Genomic DNA, 22,089 nt, shown 5'->3' on the forward strand with positions numbered 1-22,089 from the left:
GTCAGGCCTGATAGGCCAGCCGCCGGCCGAAGCGGCGGACGGCCTCGTTGAACGCCTCGCGCTTCTGCCAGATGCGCTGGCGCCAAGCCGGGCCCTTGGGCGGGCGCCGGTAGAAGGCGCACAGCGCGCCGTCGAGGAAGTCCTCGGCGGTGATCACCGGCTCGGCCGGTGCCTGCTCGCCCGGAAGCAGCGTGCTGCGATAGCATTCGGCGGCGAGTATGCGCATCGCACGGTACTTCTCGCGTGCGCTCGGCGCCGGTTCGGCCGCAGCCGCGCGCAGCCGCCGCGCGGCGGCCTTGCTCGCCTCCGCACGGCGTGGATCCAACGTGCCGGCGACGATGTTCTGGATGTGGCAATCGCGGTGCACGCTGCCGATCAGGGCGACCGCGTCGGGATCGGTTACGCCGCCGAAACGGAAGCTCACCGACATCGCGGCATCGACATAGCCGACGTGATGCCACCAGAACGCCGGCATCAGGATGGTCTGGCCGGCCTCGACCACGACCTCGACGCCGCCGGCATAGGCGATCAGCGCCGCACGCTCGGCATCGTCCATCGCGTTGACCGCGACGGTCGAGAAGATGTCGATGGGAAACAGCTTGAAGCCGGATTTCGGCGGAAACAGCACGATGCGCTTGCGGCCGAACACCTGATGCAGCAGGACGTCGCGGCCGTCCCAGTCGGTGTGGAGATCGGAGGCGTTGCCGGCATTGGCGACGAACATCAGCGAATGCGCCTCGCTCGCGCTGCGCTGCGCGAGCGTATTGCCGTAGCCGCCATGCACTTTCTCGATTCCGACCGCACCGAGATTGCAATCGTCCAGGATTCTCTCGGGCGTCGGCTGCTCGCTGGTGAGCGCGCGCGTCGTGGGCTCGCGCTCGATCAGATCGAGATAGTCGCGCAGCAGGCCCGGCTTCTTGTCGATTGCGATCGGGGCGCTGCTGCCCTGCACGAAGTTGCGGATGTTGGCGAGATGCGCATCGATGTAGTTGACGCCGATCATGACCTGGAGGTCGCCGAGCGCCTCGCGCACCTTCTGCGCGTCGGTCAGCTCGCCGAGCAATTGTCCCTTGAACAGGCCGGAGATGACCGCCGGCTGGCGGCGCTCGAGCAATTCGTCCCGGCGTGCGGGCAGATCGGCGGCATCATAGGTCGCGATCTCCGGCTGATCATGGCGAGATGACGTCATTGCAGTCGCTCCAATTCCTGGCGCAGCAACAGCTCGGCCTCTTCCTCGGACAGATCGTCGATCTCGGACGTCGCGACCGGTTGAGGCATGGCAGGTGCGGACTGCGCAGCGGGATCCACAAACAGGCCGCCGAGATGGTCGAGCAGCGCCTCGATGGTCGGATAGTCGAACAGCAGGGTGGCATGCAGCGGCGCCCCCAGCCGCTCGCCGAGATCTTCGCGCAGCTCCAGGGCGGCAAGAGAGTCCAGGCCGAGATCGAACAGCCGCGTCCGCGGCGCGATCGTATCGGCATCGGCCAGTCCAAGAACATGGCCGAGCAGCTCGCGCAGATGCCGCTCGATCGCGGCGCGGCTGCGGTCGGTGGCATGGCGCCCCGCAACGGAGATCATCGCTGATGTCGGGGACGCAGCCTTGATTGGTGCTCTGCCGGATGCGGCCGCGGTATCGCCGGTCAGCACGCGGCGGCTGGCGGCGCGGAACACGAAGCCGCTGGCTTCGAGAAGCGGCGTGTCGCCCATCATCAATTGCACGTTCGCCGCCGGAGAATTTCCCTGAGCGTTCGGACCGTCTTCGCGCCAGGCGACGCATGCAAGCGATGCCTCGATGCGGTGTGGCCAGAGGCGGAGCTGGTCGATGCGGAAGGGCAGATGCGCGATGTCGGTGTCGCGGCGGTCCCAGAAGCGGCTGAGCAGTTGGAACGAGCTGTCCAGCAGCCCGGGATGAATGATGGCATCCGTGACATCGACCAGATGCGCGGGACGTCGCAGCTCGGCTGTCAGCTCGCGGCCATCGCAGTGGATCGCATCGGCCCATTGAAACGACGGTCCGAGGTCGAAGCCCTGTGCCACGAGGTCGTCGTAGAATGCTCTACCATCGAGCGCGCCGGATCGAGCTGGCGCGCCGCCGTGCCGCTCCCAATCGCGGGGAGCGCTGAGAGGCAGATCGGCGCGACCGGTGACGTGGGTGGTCCAGGCCTCGTCGTCGAACGGATCGGAATCCGCGCGCCGGCTGATGAGGCGGATGCGATGGCCGCCAGGCTCCGGCGTCAGCACGAGCTGCATGACGATGCCCTGCGGCGGCAGATGCGCGGCCTGCACCAGGGTCACGTCGCGCAAGGTCAGCGGGCCGGCTGCGGACAGTGTCCGCAGGCCGGTGAAGATCATGGCGAGATGCCAGGCGGCGGGCACGATGACCTCGCCGAACACGCGGTGCTCGATGAGGAACGGATCGCGTCCGGCGAGCTCCGTCTCGAACCGCGCCTCGCCATGCGACTGTGGCAGCGCGAGCCTGCGGCCGATCACCCGCGTGTTGTTCGGTGCCGGCGTGGCCGGCGCGGCCGCGGGCGCCAGGCGGATCGGCCGCCGGTTGAACGGCGTGTTGGGCAGCGGCACGCGTGGCGCCGGAGGCTGGCTGGCTGCGACATCGGCCGCCGATCCGTCGACCGCGAGCGCGGCCAGCGAATGGCGCATCTGCCAGGCATCGGCGGCGCCGGGCGCAACGCTCGGCAGCCACAAGATGTCCGCATCGGGCAGGGTCTGGCGGCCGAGTCCGATCAGGGCCGGCTGCGGGCCGATCTCGATGACGGCCGTGACGTCGCGCTCCGCGAGCTGCCGCAGGCTGTCCTCGAAACGCACGCGCTCGCGCGTGTGTCGGCACCAGCGCTCGGGATCAGCGATGTCGTCGGCGTTCACGGCGGCGCCGGTGAGATTGCTGATCAGCTCGACGGTCGGCGTCATGAACCGGACCTCCGCCACCGCTTGCCGCAGCGCCGGCAGGATCGGCTCCATCGCCTGCGAATGGAAGGCGTGGGAGACGTCGAGGCGTTGCGCGGCCACGCCGTCGCGGCCGCAGCGCGCGATGACATCCTCGATCGCCCGCGTCGGCCCCGCGATGGTCACGCTGCGCGGCGCATTCGTCGCCGTGATCTCGACCTCGCCGCCGTAGCGCTGCACCAGCGCGCCGAGCCGCCCGGCATCGGCGCGCACCGCCGCCATGGCGCCGCCCTCGGGCAGCGACTGCATCAGGGCCGCGCGCCGGCACACCAGGCGCAAACCGTCTTCAGGGCTGAAGGCGCCGGCGACGCAGGCCGCAGTATACTCGCCCAGGCTATGGCCGAGCACGACATCCGGCGCCACGCCCCAGGCGCGCCACAGCTCGGCCAATGCAAGTCCGAATGCGAACAGCGCCGGCTGTGCCCAGCCGGTGCGCCGCAGTTGTGCGGGGTCGACGTCGCCGAGCAGGAGATCACGCAGCGGCACGTCGAACTCGCGCGCGGCCAGCGCGATCGAGCGCTCGATGCTGTCGCGGAACACCGGCTCGGAGCCGTGCAGCGCGCGCGCCATCGCCGGGCGCTGCGCGCCCTGGCCGGTGAAGAGGAATGCGACCGCGCGTCCGCTGCGGCGGCTGGCCTCGCCGATCAGCAGCGCCGGATGCCGACTGCCCGAGACGGCTGCATCGAGCGCGGCTCGCGCCTGGTCAGGCTGATCAGTGACGATGGCGAGCCGGTGCCGCAATGGCGTCCTGTGCCGAAGCATACTCGAACAAATGCCGGCGAATTCATTCTGGTTGACGCCCTGGAGCCGGTCGCGCATCGCACCGGCCAGCAGCGTCAGCCCTTGCGGTCCTTGCGCCGACAACAGCAGCGTCGACGCATGCGCAACTGAGACGGGCTCCGCTTCCGACCTGGGATCTGAACGCTCCACGACGACATGCGCATTGGTGCCGCTCATGCCGAATGAGCTGATGCCGGCAAAGCGCAACTCGTCGCGCGCGTCCTCGAGACGCGATGGCAGCGTGAATGGCAGGGCGTGCCAGGGAATGTCGGGGTTCGGCGTGCCGACACCCGGCTGCGGCGGCAGCTGCTGATGCTTCAGGATCAGCAGCGTCTTCACGACCCCGGCAAGGCCGGCCGCGGCTTCGAGATGGCCGATGCTGCTCTTGACCGATCCGAGCGGAAGCTCCGTCGTGCGCTGCGGCGTGTTGAACACGGCGGCGAGCGACTCAAGCTCGATCGGGTCGCCGAGCCGCGTGCCGGTGCCGTGGGTCTCGACATAGCCGACCGCCTCCGGTGGTACACCCGCCGCCGTCAGGGCGTCACGGATGACCTGCTCCTGCGCGATTGCGTTGGGCACAGTGAGCCCGCTGGCCGGTCCGTCGTGATTGACCGCGGCGCCGCGCACCACGCCGAGCACGTCGTCTGCGGCAGCGTCCTCCAGCCGGCGCAGCACGAGCACGACGCAGCCCTCGCCGCGGCCGAAGCCGTCGGCGTCGGCAGAGAACACCTTGCTGCGGCCATCCGGCGCGAGCACGCCGGTGCGCGACAGGAACAGCGTGACCTGGGGCGTCAGATGCAGATGCACACCGGCGACCAGTGCGAGGTCGCACTCGCGGTTCTCCAGGCTCTGGCAGGCCAGATGCAGCGCCACCAGCGAGGAGGAGCAGGCGGTGTCGAGCGACAGGCTCGGTCCGTTCAGCCCGAGCTCGTGCGACAGCCGTCCCGACGCGAAGCAGAGCAGGGCGCCCGTGCCGGAATAGGGACCGATGCACGCGGGATCGGCGCCGTAGAGCTCGCGCGGTCCATATTGCGGCTGGCCGATGCCGACGAACACGCCGGTGCGGCTGCCCCGCAGCGTGCCGATGGGCACGCCGGCATTCTCGATCGCCTCCCATGCGACCTCCAGCAGCAGCCGCTGCTGCGGGTCCAGCGAGGCCGCCTCACGCGGATTGATGTTGAAGAATTCTGGATCGAAGCCGTCGACATCGTCGAGAAAGGCGCCGCGCCGCACATAGGTGCGGCCGGGCGCGCGGCGATCGGGATCGAACAGAGCGTCATTGTCCCAGCGGCCCGCCGGCAGCTCGCCGATGGCATTGCGGCCGGAGCGGAGCAGATCCCAATAGGTGTCGAGGTCGGCAATGCCTCCCGGCAGGCGGCAGCCGGCGCCGATGATGGCAATGGGGGCGCGTCGTCGCGTCATGCCCGCACTCCGGTCCGCTCTGACGGCCGATCGAACAGCTCGGCGTCGAGGAAGGTTGCGAGCTGGTCCACGGAGCCGTGCCTGAACAGCGTGGTCTGCTCGATGCGGTGGCCAAGGCTGGCGCGGATGCGGTTGCGCAGGTCCAGCGTGGCGAGCGAGTCCATGCCGAGCGCGAAGAAGCCGCGCGTGCGATCGATCTCGGCAGCACCGGCGAAGCCGAGCACCGCGGCGACCAGGCCGGCAAGATGGTCGGCGAGCGCAGCACGGCGGCGGCGTGCGGGCAGGCGCGCAAGCTCCATCCGCAACCGATCGTCCGCCGAAGGCTCCGGCCGGACCACGCGCAACGGCAGGGCGCCGGCCGTCGCGGCCGCCTTGGGCTGCGGCGCCACGAACGCATCGACCAGGGCAGGCGGCGCGTCGGCGCAGGCGCTGGCGAACTGCGCCCAGTCGACGTCCAGCACCGCGGCCTGCGGCAGATCGGTCCTGATGAGTTCGCCGAGCGCCGCGAGACAGATTTCACCCGGCATCTCGCGCAAGCCCTGCCGGGTCCACTCACGCCGCGTCGCCCGCTCGCCGGCGCCGACCATGCCGGGGCCGGACCACGGTCCCCAGTTGATGCTGAGGGCCGGCAGTCCCGCCGCGCGCCGATGCTGGGCGAGCGCATCGAGTCCGGCATTGGCGGCGACGTAGCCCGCGAGGCCGGGAGCACCCAGCAGTGCGAACGCCGAGGAGAACAGCACGAAATGGTCGAGCGGCTGGCCGCGGGTCAGCTCGTGCAGATGCCAGGCGCCGTCGAGCTTGGGCGCAAGCACCGCGCTGATGCGATCCCAGCTCTGGGTCTCGATCACGCCGTCATCATGGCAGCCGGCGGTGTAGAAGACGCCGCCGAGCGGCGGCATGTCGCGGCTGCAGGCATCGAGCAATGCGGCGACCTCGTCACGCCGGCCGAGGTCGGTCGAGCGCAGTATCATCGTGAGGTTCTGCGCCCGCAGCTCATCGGCAAGCGCGCGCGCTGCCGTCTCGGCCGAGCGGCTCGCGATCACGATGTGGGTGGCGCCGCTGGTGGCGAGCCAGCGGGCGAGTGCGGCGCCGAGCGCGCCGCCGCCGGCGATCAGCTGGGTTCGCCCGGCAAGACCCAGCGGCGGCGTCGCTGCCGATGCTCCGGACGCGCGCAGCCGTGGCACGCGCGCGCGACCGTTGCGCCATGCCATCAGCCATTCCGCCGGTGCGCTGTCACTGAGGTCGCCGATCAGCCAGTCGGCAAAGGCGGCGTCGCTCAGGGCCGAGGCGTCGATGTCGACCAGCCTCATGCCGAGCCAGGTCTGCTCACGGCCGAGCACGAGAGGGAGGCCCTGCAAAGCGGCGAGCGCGACGTCGGCCCGGTCCTCTGCGCTGGCCGCCATGGCGCTTCGGCTGAGCGAGAACAGCCGCCTCGGCGGTCGCGCGAGCCGGGTCAGCCGCTGCAACAATGCGAGCAGGCGTGGTCCCATCGTCGTCAGCCGCTCGGCCGGCGTGCTTTCGGCCGTGAATTCGGCGGACGACGCCCGCATATCGATCACGGCCTCGACGCCGTCGTCGAGATGGCGGAAGCCGTCGACATCGTCGGTCGCGACGATGCAGCGGACGCCGCGGCGGCCGAGCGATGTCGCGAGCAGTAGAGCCTGCGCGGCGTGATCGGACAGCAGCAGCCACGGCCGTACCATCGACGCGGCAGGACGCGGCGGGAGCTTGCGCTGCGGCGCGTCGATCCATTCGACCACGTGCAAATTGTGCGCGGGCGTCTCGGCCGGACGCGCCGAGACGGCGCGGACGAAGGTCATGCCGCTGATGCGCAGCACCGGTGCGCCATCGGCCGTGGAGGCATCGATGTTCACCACGGCGGCCCTGCCGTCGGCCGTGACGCTGCGCAGCCGCGCGTGCGACCAGGCGATGGTCCCTATGTCCCCGAGCAGGTCGATGCGCTCGCATCCGGCCGGAATGCCGCAAGGGATGGCAACCGGCAGCGCGGCCTGTGCGACCAGCAGCGCCGCGTCCAGCCGTATCGCACCGGCGAGCGCTGGCGGCACGTCGGCGGCGCCGATCTGCCCGAGCGCCTCGCCTCGGCCGGTCGTAAGAGCCGCGAGACTCGCGATCGCGATGCCCGGCTCGCAGCCTTGGGCACGCAGCCGTTCGGCGAGTCGATCGATCGTGTCGTCTGTTAGTTCATGCCGGAGCGCGTCGAGCTCTGCCGTCGCCGTGCCAAGCCCGTCCACGACGACGTCGCCGATCTCGGCTTCGGCATGAACCGTCCAGCTCGCCGCAGCGTTACGGCTGGCGATCCGCACGCGGCTCGTCCCGGAGTCCTGCGGCAGCAGCACGGTCTGCACGTTGACGCCGTGATCCGGCAGATGCAGCGGCCGATGAAAGACCAGCGACGACAGGCGCAGCGGCGCGAGGCTGATCGGGCAGGCTCCGCCGGGGCCGCTGCCATGCGCCTCGATCATCATCGCGAGCATCGCCGCCGCCGACAGCGTCGCGCTCTCGCCGATGCGGTGCGTCTCCAGGGCCGGCCACCGGCCGCCGCCGAGCCTAGTGGCATGAACCGCTCCGTCCAGCGCGAGCGGGATCATCGGACCGATCAGGGTGGCCGGATCGGGTGTCGGCACTTCGACGCGTGGGGATGATTGCGGTTCTGCGTCCGAGCTCGGGTCGATCCAGTAGCGCTTGCGCTCGAACGGCGTGGTCGGCAGTGCGACGCGCCGCGGCGGCCGGCAATCGAGGCTGCGCCAATTGATCTCAGCGCCCCGCACAAACAGCTCGCCTGCCGCCCGCGACAGGGTCTGCCACGCGGACTCCGTCGGCACCAGGCTCGGCAGCAGCGCGACCGCATTGTCGGCAAGGCAATCGCGGGCGACACCGGTGAGCACCGGCCGCGGCCCGATCTCGATGAACACATTGGCGCCGAGCGCAGCGGCCGTCGCGATGCCGTCGCGGAAGCGGACCGGCTGGCGCACATGGCGCACCCAGTACAAGGGGTCCATCAGCTCGTCATCGATCGATCGTCCGGTGACGTTGGAGACGATGCTGATCCGCGGCCGCCGCGGATGCAGCTTGCGGCAGGTGTCGCCGAACGGCGCCAGCATGCTGTCCATCAGCGGCGAGTGACCCGCGCGCGAGACATGCAGCCGGTGGACCTCGATGCCCTCGCGGGCGAAATCGGCGAGCGCGGCTTCGACCGCGGCCGGCGCGCCCGAGATCACGCAATTCTGCGGGCTGTTGTAGGCCGCGATCACGACCTCCTGGCCGGCCACGCGGCGCTCGACGAAGGCGGCGTCGGCCAACACGACGCCCATCGCGCCGTCAGGCGTCGCCTGCATCAGCCGTCCGCGCATCGCGACGAGCTCGACGGCCTCGGCAAGGTCGAGCGCCCCGGCGATGCACGCCGCCGTCACTTCGCCGAGGCTGTGACCCATCACCACGGCCGGCGTGATGCCGGAGTCGATCCACAGCCGCGCGAGGGCATATTCGAGCGCGAACAGCGCGGGCTGCGCGTAGCGCATCTGCGCGATCATGTCCGGCTCGCCGGGGGCGGGGTTCATGATCTCCAGCAGCGGCCTGTCGAGGAACGGCGCAAACAGCTCAGCGCATTCGTGCAATGCGGCAGCAAAACCCGGATGGCTGCCGGCGAGCTCCTCGGCCATCCCCGGATATTGCGAGCCCTGTCCGGTGAACAGGAAGGCGACCACGGGCGCCTTGCCGGCCGTGCCCGCCATCACGTCGGAATACGGCTCTCCTGCGAGATGGCTGCTCAGCTCGCGTTGCCAGTCGCCCGGGCCACTGCCGACGATCGCGAGCCGATGCGGCTGCGCGCTGCGGCCGGCGGCCGCAGTCGCGGCGATGTCGCCCGGCGTCTGCGTGCCGACGACGGATGCGAAATGATCGAGGTAGCGGCGCGCGAGCTCGTGCAGCGCCGCGGGCGAGCGCGCCGAGAGGACGAGCAGATGGTGCTGCCGCGGATCGTCGGGACGGTCGTCCGGCCGCGGCGCTTCGGCGAGGACGACGTGCGCGTTGGTGCCGGAGAAGCCGAACGAGCTCACGGCGGCGCGGCGGCGCCGGACATCACGCCGCTCCCAGGCTTGCAGTTGCGTTGGAATGCTGGCCGGAATCGCGGCGAGCTCGAGCAGCGGGTTGATGGCGCCGAGATGCAGTTGCGGCGGGACGGCGCCATGGCAAAGCGCAAGCACCGCCTTCATCAACCCGGCGAGGCCCGCGGCCGCCTCGGTGTGGCCGATATTGCTCTTCACCGAGCCGATCAGCAGCGGATGCTCGCGGCCGCCATGCACGGCGGCCAGCGCGTTGAACTCGATGGGGTCGCCGAGCGGCGTGCCGGTGCCATGCGCTTCGACATAGTCGATGTCGGACGCGGCGATGCCGGCATCGTCGAGCGCGCGGCGGATGACAGCCTGCTGCGCCAGGCCGTTCGGCGCGGTGAGGCCGTTGCTCGGGCCGTCATTGTTGACGGCGCTGCCTTCGATCACAGCGAGCACGGGGTCGCCATCGACCAGCGCGTCGTCGAGCCGCTTGAGCGCGAGCACGGCGCAGCCCTCGCTGCGCACATAGCCGTTAGCCTCGGCGGAGAACGGCTTGCAGCGTCCGTCGGGTGCCAGCATGCTGGCCTGCGAGAAGGCGATGCTGAGCTCGGGGCCGAGGATCAGGTTGACGGCGCCTGCCAGTGCCATCCGGCAATCGCCGGCGCGCAGCGCCTTGACCGCGAGATGCACGGCAACGAGGCCGGCAGAGCAGGCGGTGTCGACCGACAGCGCCGCGCCCTGCAGCCCCAGCGTATAGGCGATGCGCCCCGAGGCGATCGATCCGGCGTTGCCTGTGCCGTAGTGGCCGTCGAGCCGTCCGGCGGCGCCGGCGATGCGCTCATAGTCGTGTCCGAACAGGCCAATCAGGACCTGCGTGTCCGAACCGGCGAGGGCGGTGGGATCGATGCCGCCATGCTCCAGCGCCTCCCAGCTGCATTCGAGCAGCAGGCGCTGCTGCGGATCCATCGCCGCCGCCTCGCGCGGCGACAGCCCGAAGAATCCGGGATCGAACTGATCGACATCGGCGATGAACCCACCGCGCCTCGTCGTGATGCGTCCGGGACCGCCGGCGGGATTGCAGAGAACGTCCGCATTCCAGCGCGTGGCCGGGACATCGGTGATGCCATCGCGGCCTTCGCTGAGCAGCGTCCAGAACTCCTCCGGGCTGGTTACGTTGCCCGGGAAGCGGCACGCCATCCCGATGATCGCCACCGGCGCCGCGGTCTGGCCTGTCTGCTGTTGGCGAGCGGTCGATGATGAGGCGCTGCCGCGCGGGGCGGCCGCACGTTTCGGCGCAGAGGATGGCGCGATCAGGCCGTTGACGATCTGCTCCGGCGTCGGATGACGGAAGAAGAAGGTGGCATCGATCGCGGTGCCGAGCGCGCGGTTCAGCCCGGCCCTCAGGCTGTGCAGGTCGAGCGAGTCCAGCCCCATCGCATGCAAGGTGCGTCCAGGCGCGAAATCTTTCGCGCGCGCCGGCCCCAGCACATCGCGCAAGGTAGCGGCGACGATCTCGGGCAGATCGCGCGCGCTGACGATGGGCTGGCCGGCGCTGCTCGTGGTGATCGCATCCAGGCGGTCCGCGTCGTATTCGATCAGCACGCCGGCCTCGCCGCCTGCGGCGTAGCCGGGGAAGGCGCCGGGCAGCACGTCGACGATGCGAGCGCCGCGTGCGGCATGGAAACGCAGAATCGCGTCGACCGGCAGCCCGTTGGCATCGCGGCGGGCGACATAGGCGGCGATGATGTCGTCGTCAGAGGCGGCGAAGTCCCGGCACAGCGTCACGCCGACGATCGTCGTCGCGCCGGCGGCGCGGGCGAGCCGCAGCGCCAACTGCACCAGCGCCTCGCCGAGGCCGGTCTGGGCGTGATCAGGATCGACGCAGACTCCGAGCAGTTGCGCAACCGTGCCGTCGGGCGCGTGCAGCGTCTCGAACTGTTCCGCGGGCAGATCGCGCAACGCCCGCGCATCTGCGATCCGCTGCGTGTAGATCGCACCGATGATGCGCTCCTGCCGCAGCACCACGATATGATCGCCAGAAGCCTGGTGGATGCGCCGCAGGAGGCGTTCCGGCCGGCTGCGCAGCGGCTCCGGCCAGCAGGCCGTATCCAGTGCGACAAGGCCGGCGAGATCGGTTTCGCGGGCCGCGCGAACCACGATGCCCGACTGATCCGCCCCGGTGTCGATGGCGAACCAGGCCCGCGCCTCATCGTAGGTTGGGCTCGGTGCGGGAATGCGCTGCTCGGCCACGGCGCGCTGCAGGCGTTGGAGGATCGGCGCCTCGATCGTCACATGCGACAGTGGTGAGGAACGATGCTCGGTCATGACTGATCCACCCGCCGGGCCACGCGCTCGGCATGAAGGCCGCGCATCAGACCATCATGATCGCAATCGAGCTCGATCAGCTCGAACTCTCCGCCGATCAGCTCGCGCCAGCCCGCAGGCGCAGCCGGATTGCCGCGCACGCGCGCGTGGAAGAAGGTGGCGTGTCCCATGGTGGGCGTGGGCTGATAGGTGCCGAGCAGCTTTCCGCAGCGGACATAAGCCTCGACGATCTCCTCCACCTGGGCGGCGGTGATGTCCGGCGGAAACTCGCCGCTGCGGCTCAGCACCGCGGCGGCTCTCGCATAGTCGAGCGTCGCATCGTCGGAGGCCTCGCCCGTGAGGTCGGCGATGATCTCCGCCTTGCTGACCTCCCATCCGCCCGCGGGCTTGACCGGCGCGTCGAGCAGCAGCAGCGACGCCACCGTCTCTCCCTCCGCCGCGAGTTGGCGGGCGATTTCGAAGGCCGCCACGCCACCGAAGGACCAGCCCATGAGATGATAGGGGCCGTGCGGCTGAACGCTGCGGATCTCCCGCAGATAGCTCTGCGCCTGGTCGACGAGGCTCGCCGGCCCCGCGTTGCGGCCGGTGACATCCTGCAGTCCATAGACCGGGCGTGGCACCGACAGGCGCGAGACGATGTCGAGATAGCAGAACACCGTTCCGGTCGCCGGATGGATGCAGAACAGCGGCGGCGCGGCGCCGTTGCCGCGCAGCGTCACCAGCGCCTTCGCCGGTTGCGCCGGGACCGTGCCGCGCAACAGCCGCGCCATGCCTTCGATGGTCGGGTCGGCGGCAATGTCGCCGGCTCGCAGCTTGAGGCCGAACTCATTGCGGCAGCGCGCGATCAGTTGGATCAGGATCAGCGAGTCGCCGCCCAGCTCGAAGAAGCTCGTGGTGACGTCGATCGACGGCGTCTGCAGCAGCTCCTGCCAGATCGCCTGCAGCCGGAACTCGATGTCGTCGCGGGGCGCGATGGTGCGACCATCGGATGAGACATCCGATCCGTGCATCGTCGCCAGCGCACGCCGGTCGATCTTTCCGGCCGGGTTGAGCGGCAGGCTGTCGAGCCGGATGAACTGTGCCGGCAGCATGTAGGACGGCAGGTGCTCGGCGAGATGGCGGCGAAGTTCGGACGGCGCAGCGTCGGCACCGCTTTTCGCTGACCACCAGCACACCAGACGCTGATCGCCGCGGCTGGCCTCGAGACCGACGGCCGCAGCCTCCACCGTCGCGTGCCGGCGCAACACCGCCTCGATCTCGCCCGGCTCGATGCGGAAGCCGCGCAGCTTGATCTGAGCGTCGCTGCGGCCGAGGAATTCGAGGGTGCCGTCGGGAAGCCAGCGAGCGCGGTCGCCGGTCCGATACAGCCGCTCGCCCGGTCGGCCGAACGGGTCGGCGATGAAGCGTTCGGCGGTCAGGCCCGGTCGATCGAGATAGCCGCGCGCAAGGCCGCGGCCGGCGACGTAGAGTTCGCCCGCGGCACCGATCGGCAGCGGAGTGAGCCTGTCGTCGAGCACGTGGCAGCGCAGGCCGAGGATCGGGCGGCCGATCGGCGGCGTGCGGTCGCCGGCAAGCGGAGCGCTGAGCGAGGCGCACACTGTCGTTTCGGTCGGGCCGTAGCCGTTGATGAAGGTCCGGCCGGGAGCCCACAGCCGTGCCGTCTCGGCCGGGCAGGCCTCGCCGGCAACCACCAGCACGCGGCAACCGTCGAGATCGCGCGGTGCCATGACGCCGAGCGCGCTCTGCGGCAGGGTGGCGTGGCTGACGCCGTGCCGCCGGGCGAAGTCGACGAGAGCGTCACCCGGCAACAGGTCATCGGGCGTGCCAACGACGAGTGCGGCGCCGCTGCCGAGCGCCATGCAGATCTCCCACACCGAGGCGTCGAAATTGGGCGAGGCAAATTGCAGCACGCGATCGCCAGGCCCTGCGCCAAACGCGGCGCGCTGGGCGCGAATCAGGTTAGCGGCGCCGCGATGCGGAACCATGACGCCCTTCGGCCGTCCGGTCGAGCCGGACGTGTAGATCACGTAGGCAAGGTCGTCGGCCGAGATCGCGGGCCGCGGCTGGCGCGGCTTATTGCCGGTCGCAGCAGGCACGTCCTGTTCGTCGATGCCGATGCGGCGGACTGCCGGAGGGAGCCAGGCCGCCGCGCCATCGGTCAGCACGCGCTGCACGCGGCTGTCAGTGATGATGAAGCCGAGGCGGTCGGGCGGATAGGACGGATCCAGCGGCACGTAAGCGAGTCCGGCCTTGAGAGCTGCCAGCGCGGCGGTCACGAAGCCGGCCCGGCGTTCGCAGGCGATGCCGATGAACTCACCCGGGCGCGCGCCGTCATCGCGCAGCCGGCCGGCCAGGCGATCGGCGGCGTCGTGCAGCTCGCGATAGGTCAGGTGGCCGAAATCGCCGATCAGCGCCGGCTCGTCGGCATGGTCCCGGGCGGTTTCGTCGAGCAGCTCGGTCAGCGTCTCCTCGGCAAGGACCATCGGCGTGGTCGCGTTCCAGGCCGCGATCTGCTGCAGATCCCTGGCGTCGGCACCGAGCAGGCGATGCAGCGGCAGATCGCGGTCCGCCGCGGCCAGGCGCTCGATGACGGCGATGAAGTCGTCGGCCAGTCGCGCGATATCCTCCGCCGCGAACCGGCCGGCGTCGTAGCTGAACGCGAGCTCATAGGAGTCGCCCGGCATGACGGCGACGGCCACGGGATAATGCGTATGCTGTTCCACGGGCAGCGCGCGAATGGAGAGATCGTCGAGCATCCCGTCCATCGACGTGGCCGGCTGGTTCTCGAACACCATCAGGGTCTCGAACAGCTCGCCCTCCGCGCGCTCGGTCCAGCGCATGATGTCGCCGAGGCCAGCATATGCGTAGCTCATCCGTTCCGCCTGCTCGGCATGAAGCCGCGCCAGCCACTCGCCGGCGCTCGCCTGCTCCGTGAGCCTGATCCGCGCCGGGACCGTGTTGATCAGCAGCCCCGCCATCCGCGCGATGCCCTCCACTTCCGGCGGGCGCAAGGCGATCGTGGTCCCGAACACCAGATCCTCGGACGAGCACAGGCGCGACAGCATCATCGCCCAGGCGCCCTGGAGCAGCGTGTTGGCGCTGACATGGTGCCGCCGTGCCGCATGGCGCAACGCGGTCGACCTGTCCTCGCCGAGCATCCGCTTCAAGGCGCGCTGGCCGCTGCCTCGGGCCGGCGTCGGCAGCGAGATGCGCGCCATCGTCGCCGCGTCGGCAAGGTGTTGGCGCCAGAAGCTTGCGCTCTCCTCGCGATCCCGTTGGGCGAGCCAATGGACGAACGCGGCAAACGGCGCGCGCGGCGGCAGCGCCTCGATACGGCCGGCGGCAAGGGCCGCGCGCGCAACGAACAGGTCTTCGAGCACGAGCGACAATGACCAGCCATCGAGCAGCACGTGATGATTGCTGATCACCAGGGCGTGGCGATCCGGCGCGAGGCGCAGCAGCATCAGCCGCAGCAGCGGCGTGCCGTCGAACCGGAACGGCGTCGTCATGTCATGCGCCAGGAGATCGCGCAGCGTCTGCTCGGGATCGTCGTCAGTGCTGAGATCGCGCGTCTGCCATGGTGCCTCGGCATCGGGCCTGATAACCATGACGTAGCGGCCGTCACGCTCGCCGATCGTCGTCCGCAGCACGGCATGGCGGGCCACGACCGCCTTCCAGGCGGCGTGGAGGACCGCTTCATCGAGGCTGCCCGTGATGATCATCGCGGTCTGCATGCGATAGGCGCCGGCCGCGTCGTCATCGAGGCTGTGGCGCAGCAGGCCGAGCTGCAACGGTGTGAGCTGCAGCTCTTCCGTCTCTGGCCACGAAATATCCGGCGTGCGGACCGCCGGCGCCGCTGCGGCCTGATGTTGCACATGGGCCGCCAGGCGCTCGACCGTCGGCTGCCGGAAGATGTCGCGCGCACTGAAGACGAGGCCGGCCTGGCGCGCGCGCATCACCACCTGGATGGCGAGGATGGAATCGCCGCCGAGCGCAAAGAAATCCTCGTCGATGCCGATGTGATCCTGATCGAGGACTGACGCCCAGATCTCCGCGAGGCGTTTCTCGGTGACGGTGTCCGGCGCACGGCGCGCGCGCTCGGCCGCTTCCGCTTCGGACCAGGGCAGCGCGGCGCGGTCGACCTTGCCGCTGCGGCTGCGCGGCAGCGCCGGCAGATTGATGATGCGCGACGGCACCATGTAGTCCGGCAGGAACGAGGTGAGATGGCCGCGCAACGCGTCGAGCGAAGGGCAGTCGCCGTGTCGCGGCACCACATAGGCGACGAGCTGCGGATTGCCGCGGGCTTCGCGCACCATCACGCAGGCGTCGGCGATCTCCGGATGACGCTGCAACGCGTGCTCGATCTCGCCGGGCTCGATCCGAAGGCCGCGGATCTTGATCTGGTGATCGACGCGGCCGAAGCATTCGAGCACGCCATCGTCGCGCCAGCGGCCGCGGTCGCCGGTGCGATAGAGCCGCGCGCCGGGCGGGCCGCCGGGATCGGCGATGAAGCGTTCGGCCGTGAGACCGGGCCGGTTGCAATAGCCGCGCGCGAGCCCGACGCCGCCGATGTAGATCTCGCCTTCGACGCCGGCCGGGACGTCCGCCAGCCAGTCGTCGAGGATGCGGATGACGGTGTTGGCGATCGGCGCGCCGATCGGCGGCCGTCCGCCGTCGTCGGCCGAGAACCGCATCATGGTCGAATAGATCGTGGTCTCGGTCGGGCCGTAGTAGTTATGAACGCTGGCAACGCGGCAGGTGGCGAGACGGCGCAATGTCGCCTCGGTCAGCGCTTCGCCGGCACTCACGACCCTCAGCCCGGCGAGTGCGCCGGGCGCTGCGGTGGTCAGCATGTTCCAGACCGTCGGCGTCGCCTGCATCGCGGTGACGCCGGCCGCGGCGATCAGCGCCGCCAGCCGGTCGGGAGCGGTGGCCTCGTCCTCAGCCGCCAGCACGACGCAGCCGCCGGTGACGAGCGGCAGCAGCAATTCCACGATCGAGATGTCGAACGCCGCCGTCGTGGTGGCGGCGAAGCGATCGTCGGGCGTGAGCTTGAGCTCCGACTGTACGGCCGCCAGCAGGTTGCCCAAGCCGCGATAGGTGACGGTCACGCCCTTGGGCCGGCCGGTCGTGCCGGATGTGTAGAGCAGGTAGGCGGCCTGGAGCGGATGCGCCTGATGTAAGGCGGGTGCTGTGGCTGCAACGTCGAAATCGATCGCGAGGACCGGCACGGGAGCTGGCAGATCCGCCGACGCGTCGGCAGTGAGGGCAAGCGCGGGCCGGGCGTCATCCAGCATGTAGCCGATGCGATCGCGCGGCAGCGATGGATCGATCGGCAGGTAGGCCGCACCGATCCGCAGCACCGCGAGGATCGCGATCAGCAGCGCGGGGGAGCGCGGCAGATGCAGCGCGACGAGATCGTCGGCGCCGATGCCGCGCGCCGCAAGCTGGCCGGCGAGCCGGCCGGACATCGCATCCAGCCGCGCATAGTCGAACGTCTCGTTGCGCCAGATCAGGCCGGGTGCGGACGGCGCGATGCGGGCCTGCCGCAGGAAGCCATCCAGGAGGTGGCCCGCCGGCTCCGGCTGCGCGGTCATATTCCAGGCCGCAATCCGCGGATCGCGGCTCGCGTGGGCTCCCAGCACGCGGCCGATCGGCATGTCGCCATCGTCAGCGAGAGCCATGAGCAGCCTGCGCAGCTCCGCAATCAGCTCGGTCGCGGACGCGCCGTCGAACAGACCGGGCCGTACGTGAAGCCGCAGCGTCAACCGCGGTCCGGGCAGCACCGCCAGGCTCAGCGGATAGTGGTTGGCGTCGCGCCCCTGCACCCGTGTGATGCGCAACGCTTCGGCATTGTCGATGGCATCAGCCGAAACCGGATAGTTCTCGAACGCCAGCAGCGTATCGAACAACGCGTCGGTGCCGAGCATCTGCTGGATCTCGCCGAGGCTGAGATGCTGATGGGCGATCAGCGCTGCCTGGCGATCCTGCAGCTCGCTGAGAAACGCCTTGATCGTGCGCGCGGGCGACACGCGTGCGCGCAAGGGGACGGTGTTGGCAAGCAGGCCGACGATCTGGTCGGCGCCGTCGAGCGCGGCGTCACGCCCAGCGACGGTGATGCCGAACACGACGTCGTCGCGATGGGTGCGCGCCGCGAGCCACAGCGCCCAGGCGCCTTGCATCAAGGTGGCCAGCGTGATCCCGAGCGAACGCGCCGCCGCGACCAGCCGCTGGGTCTCGTGCTCGTCGAGCGCGACGTCGGTTTGCGTTGCCGTGGTCTGGCCCGGCAGGTTCGGCGCGACCAGCAGCGGTCCGCTCCAGCCGTCGAAGGCCGCGCGCCAGGCCGCCAGCGCCGCGGCGCGATCCTGACGGTCGAGCCAGTCGAGATAGCGGCTGAACGGCACCGCCGGCTGCAGCTCGGCCGTCCCGTGATAGAGCTGCATCAGCTCGCGCAGCACGATCGGCATCGACCAGCCGTCGATCAAAATGTGATGCAGCGTCAGGATCAGCACGTTGGTCGCGCCGGCGCTGACCAGGCTGCTGCGCAGCAAGGGCGGAGCCGCCAGGTCAAAGCGGCGCGTCAGGTCGTCGTGGCGGACTTGATCGAGAGCCGCCTGCAAGTTCCTATCAGCGTCGACCGTCAGTTGACGCCAGGGCAGATCGACCGCGGGCACGACGCTCTGGGTGAAGCCGCTGCTGTCGTCGACCCGGAACGCCGCGCGCAGATTGTCGTGCCGCGCGATCAGCGCGGCGATCGCGCCGCGCAGCCGGTCGCGATCGAGCTCACCTGCAAACTCCACTTCGAGCTGGACGACATAGACGTCGGCACGGACGGGATCGGACAGGTTCTCGTAGAGCAGGCCGCGCTGCAATGGCGACAGCCGGAGCTGACGGACCGACGGCTTTGCGGTCGGATGCGGCGCGGCCGGCGTCAGTTCGGCAAGGCGCTCGAGCAGGGCGAACCAGCGCGTCGCGAGCACCTGCACGACGTCGTCATCGACGAGGCTTCGGTCGCTGGACCAGGTGGCGCTGAGGCGGGCGTCGGCGCCCTGGCCGATCACCACCGTGTTCAATTCGATCGCATGGGCCGGACGCAACTCGGCCTGCTCGACGAGGTCGCCGGGCAGTGCCGTCGGGATGATGCTCCAATCCGCAACATGATCGGTTGAGAAACGGCCGAGATAGTTGAAGCCCGCCTGCGGCGTCGGCAGGCGGTCGAGCGTCCGCGCTGCGTCCTCGTTCAGGTAGCGCAGCAGGCCGAAGCCGAGCCCGTCGTCAGGGACGTCGGCGAGACCGGACTGCACGGCGTGCAGCGCGCCGAGCAGGCGTTCGGCGTCGCCGGCGGTGGTCGTGGAATCTCCGGCGGGAAGGTCGAAGCGAACGGGATAGAGGCTCGTGAACCAGCCCACGGTGCGCGACAGGTCGATGGCAGGGTCGAATTCGTTGCGGCCGTGGCCTTCGAGGTCGATCACGATGGTCTGCGCTGCCGCATCGCCATCGGCGAGCGTCGTGACGAAAGCCGCAAGCAGGATGTCGAGCACCCGCGCGCCGAGCCGTCGCGGCGCCTCGCTCATCACGCGCGCAGTCACCGCTGCCGGCAAGGTCAGCGTCAGATGCTTGACGCTGTTCGCAACGGGCTGGCGGGGCGGCGTCAGCCGCAGGGGAGCGGCGCTTGCCGCCAATGTTCGCTGCCAATGCGGCAGCTCTGCCTGCACGGAGGAATGTCGCGACCGCGCTTGAAGCAGCCGCGACCACTGCCCGAAGCTGGTGCCGAGCGCAGGCAACTGAGCCGGCTGGCCGGCCGTCGTAGCGTGCCACGACGCGGCGAGCTCCTCGATCAGGATCCGCCACGACACGCCGTCGACGGCGAGATGATGCAGTACGAGCAGCAGCGCGTCGTTATCAGCTACGCTGGCCGTGAATTGAACCGCCTGCAGCATCACGCCGCCTGCGGGATCGAGACGCGCCTCGGCAGCGCCGATCTCCTGGCTGATCCGCTGCGCGCGCTGCTCCGGCGTCAACGCGGCGACATCGATCTGGCGCAGCCGGCGCCGCGCCAGCGCTGTGTCGGAGGGCGCGATGTGCAGCGACGGCCTGCCATCGATCGGATCGAATGCGAGGCGGGACCGCAGCATGGCATGGCGCGACAACGTGGCATCGAGCAGGGCGATCAGTTGCTGCGACGTCAGGCCGCGCGGCAGCCGCACGGTCATGCTCTGGCTGAAGCGGTCGACATTCCTGCCGCGCTCGAGCAGCCAGCGCATGATCGGCGTCAGCGGAATGGGGCCGCCGTCCGCGCGATCGTCGGCGGTGACCTGCTGGGCCGCGGTTGCAACGCTCGCGAGCTTCGCGATCGTGCCCTGCTGGAACACGTCGCGCGGCGTGATCACGAGCCCGGCGCGTCGCGCGCGCGTCACCATCTGGATGCTGGTGATGGAATCGCCGCCGAGCGCGAAGAAATTGTCGTCGATGCCGATCGTGTCGTGGCCGAGCAGCTCGGCCCAGATCGCGGCGAGCACCTGCTCAGACGGTGAGCGCGGCGCGCGGTGGGGTGCCTCGGACGCAGCAGCGAGATCGGGCTCAGGCAGCGCCTTGCGGTCGAGCTTGCCGTTCGGGGTGAGCGGCAGCGCATCGAGGCTGACGAACAACGCCGGCACCATGTAGTCCGGCAACAGGCTGCCGAGATGGCTGCGCAACTCTGTGACGGACGGCGCAACGCCGTCGCGTCCGACCACATAGGCGACGAGGCGCCGCCCGTGCGGATGCTCCTGCGGCACCACCGCGGCAGCGGCGACGCCGTCGTGCCGTCGCAGCGCCGTCTCGATCTCGCCGGGCTCGATGCGGAAGCCGCGGATCTTCACCTGTTGGTCGGCGCGACCCAGGAACTCCAGGGTGCCGTCGGCCTGCCTGCGCGCGCGATCGCCGGTGCGGTACAGCCGGGTGCCCGGCGGTCCGAACGGATCGGCGATGAAGCGCTCCGCCGTCAGATCCGGACGGTTGAGATAGCCCTGCGCAAGCCCCGCGCCGGCGACATACACCTCGCCTGCAACCCCGATCGGTACCTCGTTGAGCTGGGCGTCGAGCAGGTGAATGCGCGCGTTCTCGATCGGTGCGCCCATCGGCGGCGGCGCGTCGCCCGATAACGGCGCGCTGATGCTGGCGCAGACCGAGACTTCGGTCGGCCCGTACGCGTTCAGCATCCGGCGATGCGGCGACCACAGCGCGACGAGGTCGCCGGGGCAGGCTTCGCCGGCGACGACGAGGACGCGGCAGCCGGCGAGATCGTCCGGCTCCATCACGCGGAGCGCTGTCGGCGGCAGCGTCGCATGGGTCACCGCGCAGGATTGGACGAGCGTCGCCAGGGACGGTCCGGGGCGCAGCGTGTCGGCGTCGCCGGTGACGATCGCGGCGCCCTTCGAGAGCGCCGTGGCGATCTCGGAGACCGACGCGTCGAAGCTCGGCGAGGCGAACTGCAGGACGCGGTCGCCGGCTCCGATCTCGAACGCGACCGTCTGGGCATGGACGAGATTGACGAGGCCGCGCTGCGGGATGGCGACGCCCTTGGGGCGGCCGGTGGAGCCGGAGGTGAAGATGGCGTAGGCGAGGTCGTCGGGCAGCGGACGATGGTGCGGCCGCGCCGGCGGCGGTTGCAGCAGCGCGGGATCGTCGAGCCGGAGCTGCGCGAGATCGTCGGGCAATGCGGCGGTGCTGCCGTCGGTCAGCACCAGTTTCAGCCGGGCATCCCCGGCCATGACGCACAGCCGCTCGGCCGGATAGGCCGGATCGAGCGGCACATAGGCGTGGCCGGCCTTGAGCACGGCGAGGATCGCGACGATCAGCTCCGGCCCGCGGTTGAGCGCAATGCCGATCAGCGCGTTGGTCGTGGGAATGCGTGTAGTCAGATGCGCGGCGAGATGATCGGCGCGGCGGTGCAGCTCGGCATAGCTGATCTCGCCGCCGGCGTGGATGATCGCAGGCCGGTCGGCATGGTCACGCGCGGCCGCATCGAGCAGATCGAGGATGGTCTCGTCGGCAGCACGCGGCGCAGCCGTCGCGTTCCACGTTTGTAGCTGGCGCCGTTCGTCGGCGCCGAGCATCGCGAGGCTGCTGAGCCGCGCCGCACCATCGGCGCTTGCCATCGCGCCGAGCAGGGTCGCGACATGGCCGGCCAGCCGCGCCATGCTGGCGGGGGCGAACATCTCGGCGTCGTATTCCAGGATGCCTTCGAGGCCGCCGTCGGCGGTCGGCTGCAGCGACAGGGTCAGCGCGAACTTGGCGACACCGGGCTCCGGCGGATGCATCCGGGTGGTGAGGCCGGGCATGTCGGGGGCGCGGAAGGCGGCGGCGTTCTGCAGCGCCAGCATCGCCTGGAACAGCGGGCTGATGCCGAGCTGGCGCTGCGGCTGCAGCTCCTCGACCAGCTGCTCGAACGGCAGGGTCTGATGCGCGAAGGCGGCGAGATCGGTCTCGCGCACGCGCGCGAGCAGCTCGGCCAATGTCGGATCATCACTGAGGCGCAGCCGCAGCACCA

Annotated in this window: 4 protein-coding genes; all 4 read right to left on the reverse strand. The window is 70.2% G+C overall.

The window, feature by feature from the left end; genetic code table 11:
* Position 1 precedes the first annotated feature (1 nt).
* Genes ACQR1D_RS19340 through ACQR1D_RS19355 form a run of 4 tightly spaced genes read right to left on the reverse strand, consistent with a single transcriptional unit; the run spans position 2 to position 22,087 of the window.
* On the reverse strand, positions 2-1,189 hold the full coding sequence (locus tag ACQR1D_RS19340; RefSeq protein ID WP_434839065.1) for a cupin-like domain-containing protein: 1,188 nt from the start codon (positions 1,187-1,189) through the stop codon (positions 2-4).
* A complete protein-coding gene (locus ACQR1D_RS19345) occupies positions 1,186-5,163 on the reverse strand; it encodes a type I polyketide synthase (RefSeq protein WP_434839066.1) in 3,978 nt (1,325 codons plus the stop codon). The genes ACQR1D_RS19340 and ACQR1D_RS19345 overlap by 4 nt, the downstream gene beginning before the upstream one ends.
* Entirely contained in the window at positions 5,160-11,558 is a 6,399-nt protein-coding gene (locus ACQR1D_RS19350) for an SDR family NAD(P)-dependent oxidoreductase (RefSeq protein WP_434893959.1), read from the reverse strand. The genes ACQR1D_RS19345 and ACQR1D_RS19350 overlap by 4 nt, the downstream gene beginning before the upstream one ends.
* The gene (locus tag ACQR1D_RS19355; RefSeq protein WP_434893960.1) at positions 11,555-22,087 is read right to left on the reverse strand and encodes an amino acid adenylation domain-containing protein; all 10,533 of its coding nucleotides are present in this window, start codon (positions 22,085-22,087) and stop codon (positions 11,555-11,557) included. Before ACQR1D_RS19355 ends, ACQR1D_RS19350 begins: the two co-directional genes overlap by 4 nt.
* Positions 22,088-22,089: the final 2 nt, after the last annotated feature.

The sequence above is a fragment of the Bradyrhizobium sp. HKCCYLRH2047 genome (assembly GCF_051168175.1).
Classification (GTDB): Bacteria; Pseudomonadota; Alphaproteobacteria; order Rhizobiales; family Xanthobacteraceae; genus Bradyrhizobium.